The following is a 13,676-nucleotide window of genomic DNA, read 5'->3' as shown; positions in this document are numbered from 1 at the left end:
ATCTGGGAACGCCAGTCACCGGTCTTGTACTCCCTCGCATTGCCAACTTCCTCTATGACACATCCTACGTTCAGTTCATGCCATTTATATTGGTCCATCGGTTTTGCCATAGGATGACCCCCTGAAGTATTGTCCTTATATTATTGTTGATGAGATAGATGCTTTGTCTTGAAAATATGAACATCCATCTCTCCTCATCATGTGTAATGTTGAGGCTCTCCATGTTAATATATTTTTCAATTTTAATCAATACCATAAAACAGTTGTCGTTTATGGGTCCCACATCAATTTGTATAAATATTTAAGTTGACAAATGGAGAAAGTTGATTACAATAGAGTAAAAGAAAGGGGGTGAAACAATGCCTATATATATCATGTTCAGCACTTTAACCGATGAAGGAAGGAAGACGATCAAAAAACATCCTGAAAGAATAGAGGGAGTCAATCGTGAGATCGAAAATATGGGCGCAAAGGTTCTTGCACAGTATGCAGTTCTCGGACAGTATGATTTTATAAATATTCTGGAGGCGCCCAATAATGAATCGATAGCAAAACTCTCCATCGAGCTTGGTTCAAGGGGAACCATACAGATTATCACCCTTCCGGCAATTCCTGTTGATGAGTTTATCGAAAAGATGACGTGAGCAATACCGTAATGCCGGTTAAGGACAGGTCAACGTAGAAACATTATTTTCAGTCAGTATTTTCATTGTAAAAAGGGGCTTACAGCCCCTTTTTACATCTCGGTACAACCCGCGGAAACAATTGCTATCCGTATTATACGATTGACAACCGTGGAAGATTAATTTTAGATTAACGAAATGAAATCTTTGACATATAAAGACTCCGGTGTTGATGTCCACAAAGCGGACAAATTGATCGACCAGGTAAAATCAAGGATCCAGAAGACCTTCCTTCCTGAAGTTCTGAACCCTATCGGAGGTTTCGGCGCCCTCACAGAGCTTCCGAAGGGATACAAAAATCCTGTCCTTGCCAGTTCAACCGATGGTGTGGGTACAAAGCTCAAGATCGCCTTCCTTTCAGGCAAACACGACACGGTGGGGATTGACCTCGTCGGCATGAGCGTCAACGACATACTCACGTTGGGCGCCAGGCCCTTCTTTTTTCTCGATTATTATGCATGCAACAGTATTGAAGAACATATATATAAAAGCGTTATAACAGGAATATGCGCCGGCTGTGAGATGGCCGGATGCGCGCTCATCGGCGGTGAAACCGCGGAGATGCCTTCCATGTACCAGGAAGGTGAATACGATCTCGCCGGCTTTGCCGTCGGTATTGTGGAAAAAGACAGGATCATCGACGGCTCCCGCATCAAGGAAAACGACGTCATCATAGGATTGGCCTCCAACGGGCTTCACAGCAACGGGTTCTCCCTTGTCAGAAAAGTATTCTTCGATATCCATCATTTTGACGTCGACGCCGAAATTCAAGGCATGAAGGGAAAATTATACGAGGAACTGTTAAAGCCAACGAGGATCTATGTAAAACCTGTTCTCAAAACACTTGAAACATTTGACGTCAAGGGTATGGTGCATATAACCGGCAGCGGTCTCCCCGGCAATATCAAAAGGATCGTCCCTGATGGCCTCTGCGCGAAGATCCGTCTTTTCGGGGAACGGATCCCGGAGATCTTTAAACTTATCATGAAACTGGGTAATGTAGAATTCCAGGAGATGTGCTCGACATTTAACATGGGCGTAGGATTTCTCCTTATTGTTTCAAGAAACGACGAAGAGACTGTTATAAAAACCCTGTCAGACCAGGGAGAGACGGCGTTTTCCATAGGCACAATCGAAAAAAACCCCGATGGCGAGAAGGTCCAAATTTCCCTTTCCGCCGATTAATCAAAAATATTAATCCCGGATTTCCACAGAAACAATTCCTGTAAGAAGTTTATCTTTCTGCTCTTGGCTCTCTGCTCTTCGCTGCTTTTAAATCTCCAGCGCCTTTAACTGTTCCAGAACATACTTCCGGATCGCCTGCGGTGTTTTGCCCTTTTCGAGAAATTTCCCTTTTTCGTACCAGGGATTCAAGAGGTCAACATACTCACCGCCACAGTCGCACCGTGAGTCGATATTCTGATCAAGAGGAACTACCTTATCCTTGCAGCAACTCATGCACCGCAGCACCCTCTTGGCGCCGGACATCTTCCCGCGCTTTGCGACCGGCTTTCCCTCGATCTCGATTATATCCATCGCAAAGTCTACAACCTTTGCGTTGGTAATCGTCGTGCCTACTCCATATGAATCGGCATACTGATTTAACTGGAGTATCTTTTTCTCATCGATCCCGCCGCTTACGAATATCTTTACATGACCGTAACCCCGGATGTTCAGCTCCCACCTCACCTCTTCGAGGATCTTGAGAAAGTCACCTCTTCGCGTTGACGGCGTATCAAGCCTTACAGCGTAGAGTTTCTCTTTGAGCGCATCGGCGACCCTCAACGCCTCTACCTTTTCATCGTTAAAGGTATCAATGAGGGCGACACGTTTTATCTTTTTATCGATCACTTCATCAAAAGCAAGCGTGGCGTCTACTGTATCCCCGATTATAAGTATAAGGGCATGCGGCATTGTTCCCGCAGGTTCCTCACCAATGGTCTCTGCATCATAGACGACCGATACACCGTCGCACCCGCCGATAAACGCGCTTCGTTCCACCATTGGCGCAATAGCAGGGTGTACCCGTCTTGCCCCAAAACTTATAACGGGTTTGTTACCCGCTGCCTTTTTACAACGGGCTGCCTTCGTGGCAACTCCGGAGGATTGACAGATCAGGCCAAGGATCGCGGTTTCCATGACACCAAACTCAGTATACATGCCCTCTATTTCGAGCACTGGCTGATAAGGCTTGATCACTGTGCCTTCCCGCATTGAACGAATCTTCACGTTGAGACCATCCACAACCTGCGAAACCTCTTCTGTACCGGAAAAGATCGCCCAGGGGATATTGTCAGGGAGCCTTTTAACGATAAACTCAGCCCTGACCCATTTATCGATACTTTTCTTTTTTAAGATCTCAAGGGTTCTCTCGAAATATACGTCTGTGACCTTACCCTTTTTGATATCATCGAGATCTGCGACGAAGAACATAAACGCTCCCTGCTTTTTTGAAATTAATCATAATCGAAATAGATCGATAATGCAATAGCTTGTATACAAAATCATCCATCAAGCATTTTAAACATTCTTTAAAGGACATTCATGACATAAAGGAATCTTTTTACAGTAGTTCTGACATAAATAGACGATAAGGGCATGAAATTCGTTGAAAAGATAGACATCAGCCGGGAGGTGCTCCATAAAGTAGGTCTGGATATCGGCGTAGTCCTCTTTGTTGTACAGGCGGTGATTTTTTAAAAACCTTTTTGTGTATGCGTCAACAACAAAAACTGGCTTCCCAAGCGCATAAAGCAGGATGCTGTCAGCAGTTTCCGGCCCTATCCCGTTTATCGACAGCAATATCTTTCGCAGATCATGGACATCAACGGATGAAAGCCTTTCGATATTGCCGTCATAATGCTCATGAAGCATCCTGATAACATTTTTTATCCTCGCCGCTTTGATATTAAAATATCCTGCAGGCCGGATAGCCCCGGCCAGCAGCAAAGGGGAAACATCGTACAATCTCCTGATATCAAGAAGTTTCTTTGTCTTTAAGTTCCCGATCGCCCTCTCCACATTCTTCCACGACGTGTTCTGTGTAAGAACGGCCCCGATGATGACCTCGAGAGGGGTCTCACCTGGCCACCAATTTCTTGGTCCGAAGGTTTCAAGAAGGGTACGGAAGATCTTATTGAGTCTCTGAGGAATGTTCATTTTCACCGGCATAGGAGATCTGATGCACGAGGGCTATCAGTTCATCCCGGTCATTATATACCCTGACATCTATCCTTCCTATCTTCTTTCCTCTATATGTAAAGGCCGCTTCACCATAGATGGTCTCCCCTGTTACCGCCCCTTTCAGGTACTGGATTGAAGATTCAACAAGTACCGCTTTTCTTCCAAGGCTGTTACCGCATGCCCCTCCGATCTGATCGGCAAAGGCGAATATAATCCCGCCATGGGCGTTTCCGTGAACATTCAGGTGCTCCGTTTTCAGGGTGAGTTTCCCTTTCGCAAACCCTTCCCTTACTTCACAGATCTCTATGCCAAGCAACCTGCCGACGTTACATTCATTGAAAATCTTTTGTATGTACTCCTCGTGCATGTCCTGAACCTTGTTATTAAATTAAAACATTCCAGGCGGCTAAAAGAAACAAAAAATATTGTCAAAATAGATTGTATGTGATAAATAGCATATCAAGCTCACACGATTCAACTTTCAAGGGAAGCGAAGTGAAAATCTTCTGCTGTCCCGCAACTGTGATGGGTTACAGGCAACGCATGGGCGCATGCCCGGCCACTGTTCTGCTTCAGGCAGAACGGGAAGGCGCGTTAAGCCATATTCCCTTAAGCCAGGAAACCTTGGGTTGAATTCGAAAAAAGACTACCTTACGAGGTATAAGGGAGGTTTCCATGCATCAAATCATCTTTTTAATCATCTGTATGGTTTTTATGGTCAGTAGTTACGGTTTATCCCAAGAAATCTCACACAAGTTTGACACCATAGTAGTGACAGCCTCTCGAACGGAAACAGTAGTGAAAGATGCCCCTGTAAATATCTCGATCATCACGAGGGGTGAGATTGAAGAGAACGGTGACCAAACCCTTACCGAAATACTAAAAAGAGAACCGGGTCTCTTCACAAACAATCTGTTAAATAACCCAAAATCATCAACCGTAGATATACGCGGGTACGGTGAGACTGCCCCCCAGAATGTCCTATTCCTTGTTGACGGAAGAAGAATCAATAGTATCGATAATTCTGGGCCGGATCTCTCACAGATCACACCGGGGATAATCGAAAGAATAGAAATATACAGGGGGCCGGCAAGTGTCCTCTATGGAGATAATGCCGTTGGTGGCGTTGTCAACATCATACTGAGAAAAGGCGAAGGCAGGCCATTGGTCAAACTGGGTATGACTGCAGGTAGCGACAATCTTTACAAACCACAGTTGACCTTGTCAGGGAAAGAAAAGAAGTTTTCATACTTTCTCACGTCATCAATGACCGATACGGATGGATACAGGCATAACAATAATCTTAATTCAAAGGATATATTCGGCAATTTCAGCTTCGATCTTTTAAACAACCTTGCTCTTGTGGTGAAAGCGGGTCACCACCGTGACAATTATGGTATGCCCGGAGACCTCCTCAGGGGTGATCTGCTGAAAAGGATGTACAGTGGCAAAGATTCTGATGAACCTTTCAATTCAGGTTCCACGGAGGATAACTTCATCGACATGGATACCCGGATCAAAGCAGGCGAACAGACCGTTATCTCACTGAACGGCTCTTACAGAAACAGGCACATCGCCTCTTATTTCACTGGCGCGGGCTGGTTCAGCGACGGGAAAAGCTCCCTTGAAACCTTCTCCTTCACGCCGAAGATAACAAACAACATTAGTTTCTCAGAGATGAAGAATACACTTATAGCCGGATTCGATTACTATACATACCCAACATCCTCTGATATTTATGGCGGCACCTGGTCTTACAGTACAAGCAGGATTAAAAAGACCGATTACGGTTTTTACATAAATGATAAACTGTTTCTTTCTCCAAAACTTTCGCTTGAAGCCGGATACAGGGTTCATAAAGCTCACTATGATCTGGATTACGTCGATTACGTTACGCCTGCTAATTCTTACGAAGGTTCAACTCAAGATCAGATAAAATCATATCGTTTATCCGCAAACTATACCCACAGCTCTATGGGGACCTTTTTTCTTGCCTACGCAAAAGGTTTCAGGTTTCCCACTACCGATGAATTTGTTGCCTTTGACCCGACCCTCTTCAGGTCCTTTTTCAATCCGTTTCTGAAACCACAGACCACAAAAGAGCTCGATGCCGGATGGAGGTGGAGTGCCACAAAAAATGTTAGAGGCAGCCTTGCGTTGTTCCGTGCGATAAACTACGACGAGATCTACTACAACCCTTTTTACTCGAACACATTTTTCGGCTGGGTAGGACGTAATGAAAACTACGACAGAACCAAAAGGCAGGGGCTTGAATTGAGTATCTTTTATCAGGTCACCGAGGCGCTCAGTTTAAATGGATCCTATTCATATACAGAGGCAAAATTCGATGGCGGGCCTCTTGACGGAAAAGATATACCTCTCGTTCCACGCAACAAAGCAACCTCGCGGATATCATATACGGCAAAAGACTGGAACCTGAATCTCACATCTGTGTATGTTACTGACCGCTATGCAGCAAGTGACCAGAGAAACTCGGCAAAGAAATTACCCGGATATGTAACCTTTGATACCTCTTTTGGGTATACATACAAAAATTGTAAAGGTACCTTTACAATTACTAATCTTTTGGATAAAGAGTATTACGAATACGGGGTTTACAGTCCATCAAAAAACGATATCGGCCTATATCCTTCCGCCGGGAGAAGATTTATCCTTGGGCTTGAATATTTCATCGACATGTAATATTTCTTAAGTTAGGATATTACCGGTCAATGTGATATGGGTCATTGAAAAGATTTCAATTTTGGTTTATTAATATCTTATCATGCACGGGCATGAACAGCTTCATTTTCTCCAGGCATTGATCGATAGGGTTCCGAGCCCGATCTTCTACAAAGACATCCATGGGTATTACCTTGGCTGCAATAAAGCGTTTGAAGATTATCATGGGATCACACGGGAGAAACTCGTTGGTCTGAACGATGCCGATATCATAAAAGACCCTCAGCATAAAACAATCGATCCTGATCTCCTCGGGCATCCCGGCACCAGGAAATACGAAGCATCCCTCAAACATCCCAACGGCTCTGAGCGGATCGTGATCATCGAGGAGGCGGCCTTTAACGACCTGGATGGGAACGTCGCCGGGATCGTTGGCGTTATCAACGATATCACCGAGATGAAGGCTGCGGAAAAAGAGAGGATGAGGGTAAGCAAGCTCGAATCCCTCGGTGTCCTTGCCGGAGGTATTGCCCACGATTTCAACAACATCCTCACGATGATCCTCGGTAATATAACCCTTGCCAAGATCTACGGTGGTGTAAACACTGAGAAACTGCAACATCTTCTTGAAAGTGCGGAACAGGCAGTCACAAGGGCAAAAGACCTGACCACGCAACTCCTCACCTTTTCCAAAGGCGGTACACCTGTTAAAAAGATCATATCGATTCAGGAATTGCTGAAAAGCGCCACCACATTCACACTGGCAGGAACAGACATCAAATCTGAATTCGATATATCTCCTGATCTTCCGACCGTAGAGGTTGACGAAAACCAGATAAGCCAGGTCATCGGCAACATCGTCTTAAATGCAAAGCAGGCTATGCCTCATGGCGGCATCGTGAGTATCAGGGCAGAAAACATTACCTTTGGCAATGCAAGGGGGTCGTTTAAAAAAGGTGATTATATCAAGATATCTATCAGGGACCAGGGTATCGGAATACCGGAAGAATACCTTGACATGATATTCGACCCTTATTTTACAACAAAAGAGCAGAGCGGCCTTGGCCTTGCTATCTGTTATTCCATCATCCAAAGACATCAAGGTCATATCGGCGTTGAATCATCGCTCGGAATAGGCACAACGTTCGTCATATATCTGCCGGTTGCACAAATACAGCACAAGACAGCGCAGCAGACAAAAAAAACCGTTGTGATGAATGGAAAAGGAAAGATACTTGTTATGGATGATGAAGAGACGATCCGGAACATCGTTGGCGATATGCTGCAATACTTAGGGTATACCGTTGACTTTGCAAAGGACGGCGAAGAGACGGTTAATCTTTACTCAAAACAGCCTTATGACGCAGTTATCCTCGACCTTACCATTCCGGGAGGCATGGGCGGGAAGGAAACGATCAAGCATCTTCGTGATATCGATCCGGCTATTAAGGCGGTTGTATCGAGCGGATATTCGAATGATCCCATAATGTCCGATTACGCAACGTACGGTTTCAAGGGTGTTATCGTAAAACCTTACACTATCCATGAAATCAGCAACGTATTGAGGAATGTAATATCCTGAGATCAGCCGCTTGCAACAAAGAAATGCATCGCCCTGCCCTTTTTCAAAAATATTATTGCCGCAACTACACGATTATGCTATAAAAACATCACATCGCCGACGTAGCTCAGTGGTAGAGCAGCTCACTCGTAATGAGCAGGTCGTGGGTTCCACTCCCACCGTCGGCTTTAGCTTTATACGATATAGGTAATTTTATAAAGGCAATTTATCCGGCATCTATCCGGCAAAAAAGGTAGCAGATTCCCACGGGCTTGCCCGTGGGAATCTATATTTACAGGGATTGTGTGTTGACATTCCTCAGGAATTCAGCGCTTTTTTCCGGCAGGGCGGTATTGATGAACATGCCGGTTCCCAGCTCAAAGCCTGCGGCCTGGGATACACGGGGAACAACGGCCACGTACCAGTGGAAATACTTGGAATCTGACCCTCTCGGCGACAAAGAACGTATGGCATAATTGAAGTCAGGATTCTCAAGCCCTACATAAAGTCTGAGGAGGGCGTCTTTGAGGATAAAGGCAAGGTCAGAGATCTCCTTTTCGGTTATAAGACCAAAACATGCATTGTGTGCCTTTGGAAATATCCAGAGGTGGAAAGGGGATAACGCCGCATAAGGGATAAAGGCGACAAATGAGTCGTTTTCACAGACTATCCTCTCCCCGTCTTTCAACTCGCCCTGCAGATAGGAGCAATAGAGGCATTCGCCGAAATTGACGTAGTAATAGTTCCTGATCGCTTCTCCGAGACGCATCATGACCTGGCCCGGGAAAACCGGTGTTCCCACTATCTGGGAATGGGGATGTTCAAGGGACGTACCGGCACCTGCCCCGTGGTTTTTAAAGATAATAACGTGCTCTACCCTTTCGTCCTTGTAGAAGGCAAGCTGGCGGTCCTTGTAGGCAAAGAGGATCTTTTCTATGTGCGATGGCGGCAGGAGCGCCGTTGTCTTGTTGTGTTCAGGTGTTTCTATAATGACCTCGTGAAGTCCCACACCGGAGATGTATTGTTTGAAATCTGTCTTATGTTTAACGATCTCACCTTCCAGCGAGAGGGCGGAGAACTTGTTCGGCACAGAACGGACCATCCAGTTTCCATGCCCGTCATCTATTCTGTATGTCTCGCCCGGGGTCTGGCTTTCATTCCCCGGGCAGAATGGGCACGTAGAGACATGCTGCGGGGTTTCTTTCTTCTCTTTTTTGTGGCTGAAGTCTTCAGGGCGTTTTGCCCGCTCTGTAGCAATGATGACCCAATCACCTGTTACAACGTTCAAACGTACTTCCGGCATATATCCCCCTTTTTCTTAGAATCTCCTTCTTTTTTTCAATCTTATGATAAAAGGGATATATTCACAACAAGAAAAAGTGGGTTAGAGTGCGTAATACATTAAAATGAAATAGGTTTGACAGGATTCGCGAGCGTGTTATAATCTCTTGAAAAAAATGATTTAATAAATGATAACTGTACAGGCTGTCAGGTAATATGAAAACACTCGCCTTTATCATAACGCTGCTCTGCATAGCCGTTGTCACAACGATTGCCTACCATGTGATACAGGCAGACTGGGTCCACTACAGGAAGGCGGAACAATACTTTTCCCGGAAGGAATATTCCCGGGCAATCCCTTATTATACTTCGTTGTTGCAGAAAAATTTCAAAAGACATACGGTTCTTTACCGGCTCGGCGAGTCTTACATCGCCTCAGGTAATTTCAAAAACGCCCTCCATGTATACGAAGACATATCAAAGAAAGAGCCGACCAACCGTTCCGCGCAGGACATTCTGGCAAATATTTATATGAATCTCGGCGATTTTGAGAAGGCGGTGGAGATCTATAAAGCAATGGTATCTTCAGAACCCCGGAACCATTCCACCCGTATTCTTCTTGCGAGGGCTTTAACCGCACAGGGCAATCTCGACGAGGCCATACAGCAATACAAGATTGTATTGGGGGAGACAGAATGAAAAATAAAACAATAAAATATTGCCTGGTACCTTTCTCCATTTTTGTTTTTCTCAACATATCCTCCATAGTGCCGGATCCGGCATATGGACAGGACAGGTTAAAAGGTCCCTCGTCAATATCACAGGAAGAGATCCCTGACTGGCAGGCACGTTGGGAACTGGCAAGGGTATTAAGTTATGTAAAAAGGTACGATGAGTCCATTGCCGAGTACAACAAATTGCTGAAAGAAAAACCTGCCCTTTATGAAGCAAGGGCAGAGATGGCAAATGTGCTCTTCTGGCAGGGAAAGAACGCTGAAGCGCTCAAGGCCCTCGAACAGATACCCGCGGCAGATATTACGGGCAATACTTCAGTATTGATGGCCGATCTTTATGTTATCCAAAAGCAATATGAAAAGGCGGAGACATTATACGGGGAGTATCTTGCAAAGCACCCCGACGAACATAAGGTGAGATTGAGACTGGCGCAGACATTGGGCTGGGACAAGAAATACGATCAGTCGCTCGCGGAATACAGGACAATCCTGCAGGCACTGCCGGACGATATCCAGGTAAGGCGAAAATATGCATTTGGTTTAATCTGGGCAGGGAAACACGCGGAGGCGGCGGCGGAACTAAAAAAGACACTGAGATAAATGGCCAATCATCTTTTATACTCTTTTATAGTTTTTACAATGATATTCTCGTGGAACAACGTATGTCTTTCGCAAACACCAGATGATCACAGGAAGAGCATCGTTGAGCCCAATGATGCGATCAGTGATTTCGACGCCCGGCTGGGACTGGCGCAGGTCCTTTCATATAATAAGGAAACTCTTAACGAATCGTTGTCGCAATACGAGATACTCGTCAGGGAACAGCCGGAGAATATCCAGGTAAACAGGGGGATCGCCGCTGTGTATATATGGTTGAACAGGTATCCTGAGGCCCGGAAACATCTCAATATTGTCCTGTCACAAAGACCTGATGATTACGAATCATTGGTTTCCATCGGGGATCTATACGTCTATACAGGAAACCTGAAAGAGGCCGTTACATATTACAAAAGGGCATTGAGTGTCGACCCTTCCTCAATCCGGATCCGGAAAAAACTGGGCCTTGCATTAAGCTGGGTCAAAGCGGACGATGAGGCATTTACCCTGCTTTCAGATCTTTACAGGCAATTGCCCGACGATAAGGAGATATCTATCGAGCTTGCACGGATATATACGCGGAGAAATGAACAGCACCGCGCCATCAGACTTCTCTACCCTCTCCTTTCGCGATACCCCGGCGATGTTGAGCTTCTCGTCGAAACCGCAGATGTCGAGGCCTCTCTCGGCCATGCAGCAGCTTCGAGAAAACTCTACCTGAAGGCATTAGATATTAAAAAGGATGACGAGTCAGTGCTTCTTAAATTCGCCGATGTCATGAACCTCTGGGGAGATTTTTATGGCAATGAAACTATCTATAAAAATTACCTCAGGGGCCACCCTGACGCACAGGATGTGCAACTGAAACTGGCATGGGTTCTTGTAAGCTCCGAAAGGTACGAAGAGGCAGAAGGGATGTACCGCCTGATCCTTTACAAAGATCAATACAACGAACGGGCCCTGCTCGATATGGCGAAACTCAAGCTTTTAGAAAAAGACTTTACAACATCGCTCGCGTATTCACAGCGACTGATCGCCCGCGTACCCGTACACACGGAGGCCTTGCTCCTCAAGGGTGAGGCCCTGACCTTTCTGAAAAGATACACCGATGCCCTTGAGATATATCACCGTATTGCGGAGATCAATGTACCGGCAGAAACGAAGATTACGGCATTGCTTGATACAGGCAAGATATACCTTATGCAAAACGAAGAAAATACTGCCCGGGGCTATTTCGAAAAGGCCCGGCAGATCGATCCTGAAAACGTAAAGGCGCAATTCTATCTGAGCGGATTTAAGAAAGCAGCATCCCCCGATTTTCTACAGGATATCATTAATAAGGAAAAGACATCCCCCGCGAGATTAATGGAATGGGCCGAACTTTACGCTGTATCCGGATACGCTAAAGAGGCCGTGGCATGTTATGAGTCTGCCCTGAAGGCCGACCCCGGGTATTACCCTGCTTTGACCGGACTTGCCCGGATGCTTGCCGTAGACCATCAATATGAACGTTCTATCGGTCTTTTCGAATCACTCATTGCCGATTTTCCACAGGCCTCCAGGACCTTAATATGGCGCGCACGGGTACTCTCGTGGTCTAAAGAATACGATAAATCGATCGAAGACTATACAAAGATAGGGAGGCTGAACCCGAACGATCCGGTGCCTGTGAGGGAAAAGGCAAGGGTCGCCGTGTGGGGCAAGATGATGGACGATGCCAGCGCCTATTATGAAGAAATGTATGTGCACCACGTGGATTTAAAGCTCCTTGCGGCACTGAAACCAACCCTTGCAAAGATTGATGAACCGTCGTTTGCTGAGGCATTCCGAAGATTACGGGAGTCTGTGGAACAAGGTTCCATATACGAGGGCTATGAAGAGATAACCAGCGCTTTCGAATCCGGTAAAAACAACCTCCGGGAAAAAGAACGGGACCAGGTTGCGTTAAGACTGCTGGAGTTATTACCTGATTACAGGATACAGAAGTCGGCCTATCTTGAAGAGACATCGAAGCTATATGGCTGGCATAAAAGGTTCGCCCATGCCCTCGACACCTATGAAGAATTAACGGCTTTCAGCCCCGGTAACGAGGAGGCGATCTTTGATTACGCGCAGGTTGAATGCTCCCTCGGTCTTTGCGGCCGTGAGGCTAAGACATATGAAAAACTGCTGAATATCGACCCCTTTCACAGTCTTGCAGGTATAGCGCTGAACAGGCAGAAGATCCGGAAGAATCCATCACTGCAATCCGGTTATTCCTATTGGACGGAAGACGGCAGGGGCGATCTTTCCCAGATAACAAGGAACCGTTTCGATCTCTCTTTCGATGTACCCCTTTTCTGTCAATACCACGTCAGCATAACGGGCCATAAATGGTTCGAACAACCGTGGTTCAACCACAGGACATACAGCGCGGACGGCTATACCGCCTCGTTGAACGGCACAATCAACCCCTACGTCAAAGGGGCCCTCAGTTTTACTCAGAAACGCTACAGTAACGATGAATTGAGTACACGAAACACAGGGTATGCGAATATCTGGTTAAACATGAGAGATTATGCCCACATTGGATTGGGATACGATCGGGCAGACGAATTGTACAATTATTTTGGTCTGGAACACGGTGTCCAATCGGATTCCTGGTGGATGGCCTTGCGTTCCGATGTTACAAGGAGGCTTGAGGTGAACGCAAAAAGCAGGTTCCTGCGGTATAACGACGACAATGAGGGGCAGCACCACCTCCTTTCAGCGGGATATGCCTTTACCGATCATCCGGGAATATTCAAGATTACCCTCTCAGGTGAATACCGTGATACCACGAAAGAAAGTGTCTATACATATAACGGGGCCGACCTCGTTGACATCACCCATCCATACTGGACTCCTAAAAATTATACTGCCACAGGCATAACATTCGAGTGGTATCATGATTACTCGAAACTATTTTTCTGCGGC

11 protein-coding genes, 1 tRNA gene and 1 riboswitch are annotated in these 13,676 nt (G+C 45.9%); of the genes, 8 read left to right on the top strand and 4 right to left on the bottom strand.

Translation table 11 applies throughout. The features are described 5' to 3' along the window. Nucleotides 1–359 precede the first annotated feature (359 nt). Together PHU49_07625 and purM are read left to right on the top strand one after the other, a co-directional pair. The gene (locus PHU49_07625) at nt 360–644 is read left to right on the top strand and encodes a GYD domain-containing protein (protein MDD5243872.1); all 285 of its coding nucleotides are present in this window, start codon (nt 360–362) and stop codon (nt 642–644) included. A 177-nt stretch (nt 645–821) separates the two neighbouring features. Then, the gene (purM, locus tag PHU49_07620; protein ID MDD5243871.1) at nt 822–1,868 is read left to right on the top strand and encodes a phosphoribosylformylglycinamidine cyclo-ligase; all 1,047 of its coding nucleotides are present in this window, start codon (nt 822–824) and stop codon (nt 1,866–1,868) included. An 87-nt stretch (nt 1,869–1,955) separates the two neighbouring features. Here purM and PHU49_07615 read toward each other — a convergent pair whose 3' ends face one another. From PHU49_07615 to PHU49_07605, 3 genes are all read right to left on the bottom strand, one after another. Next, nucleotides 1,956–3,116, bottom strand: a complete 1,161-nt coding sequence (locus tag PHU49_07615; protein ID MDD5243870.1) for a nicotinate phosphoribosyltransferase — start codon at nt 3,114–3,116, stop codon at nt 1,956–1,958. An 87-nt stretch (nt 3,117–3,203) separates the two neighbouring features. Further along, complete coding sequence (locus PHU49_07610; protein ID MDD5243869.1) at nt 3,204–3,854, bottom strand: endonuclease III domain-containing protein; 651 nt, start codon at nt 3,852–3,854, stop codon at nt 3,204–3,206. Continuing rightward, entirely contained in the window at nt 3,817–4,233 is a 417-nt protein-coding gene (locus PHU49_07605) for a PaaI family thioesterase (protein MDD5243868.1), read from the bottom strand. Before PHU49_07605 ends, PHU49_07610 begins: the two co-directional genes overlap by 38 nt. A 74-nt stretch (nt 4,234–4,307) precedes the next feature. Further along, a riboswitch (cobalamin riboswitch) is annotated at nt 4,308–4,512 on the top strand. 29 nt (nt 4,513–4,541) lie between these two features. Here PHU49_07605 and PHU49_07600 point away from each other — a divergent pair. The 3 genes from PHU49_07600 to PHU49_07590 all read left to right on the top strand — a co-directional run bounded on the left by PHU49_07600 (nt 4,542) and on the right by PHU49_07590 (nt 8,297). Further along, on the top strand, nt 4,542–6,569 hold the full coding sequence (locus tag PHU49_07600) for a TonB-dependent receptor (GenBank protein MDD5243867.1): 2,028 nt from the start codon (nt 4,542–4,544) through the stop codon (nt 6,567–6,569). Nucleotides 6,570–6,651: 82 nt separating this feature from the next. Further along, nucleotides 6,652–8,130: an ATP-binding protein gene (locus PHU49_07595; GenBank protein ID MDD5243866.1), complete on the top strand. Its 1,479-nt coding sequence runs from the start codon at nt 6,652–6,654 to the stop codon at nt 8,128–8,130. A 95-nt stretch (nt 8,131–8,225) separates the two neighbouring features. Next, nucleotides 8,226–8,297: transfer RNA gene (locus tag PHU49_07590), tRNA-Thr, on the top strand. A 104-nt stretch (nt 8,298–8,401) separates the two neighbouring features. Here PHU49_07590 and galT read toward each other — a convergent pair. Further along, nucleotides 8,402–9,412, bottom strand: a complete 1,011-nt coding sequence (gene galT / locus PHU49_07585; GenBank protein MDD5243865.1) for a galactose-1-phosphate uridylyltransferase — start codon at nt 9,410–9,412, stop codon at nt 8,402–8,404. 194 nt (nt 9,413–9,606) lie between these two features. Between galT and PHU49_07580 the strand changes: the two genes are divergently transcribed. The 3 genes from PHU49_07580 to PHU49_07570 all read left to right on the top strand — a co-directional run. Beyond that, nucleotides 9,607–10,089 (top strand): tetratricopeptide repeat protein, encoded by a 483-nt coding sequence (locus PHU49_07580; GenBank protein MDD5243864.1) that lies wholly within the window; start codon nt 9,607–9,609, stop codon nt 10,087–10,089. Next, nucleotides 10,086–10,724 (top strand): tetratricopeptide repeat protein, encoded by a 639-nt coding sequence (locus PHU49_07575; protein ID MDD5243863.1) that lies wholly within the window; start codon nt 10,086–10,088, stop codon nt 10,722–10,724. The genes PHU49_07580 and PHU49_07575 overlap by 4 nt, the downstream gene beginning before the upstream one ends. Then, the coding region (locus tag PHU49_07570) for a tetratricopeptide repeat protein (GenBank protein ID MDD5243862.1) at nt 10,725–13,676 on the top strand (2,952 nt) is incomplete at its 3' end.

The organism is Syntrophorhabdaceae bacterium (assembly GCA_028713955.1).
GTDB lineage: Bacteria > Desulfobacterota > Syntrophorhabdia > Syntrophorhabdales > Syntrophorhabdaceae > UBA5609.
This window is presented reverse-complemented; position numbering and strand designations above follow the sequence as displayed.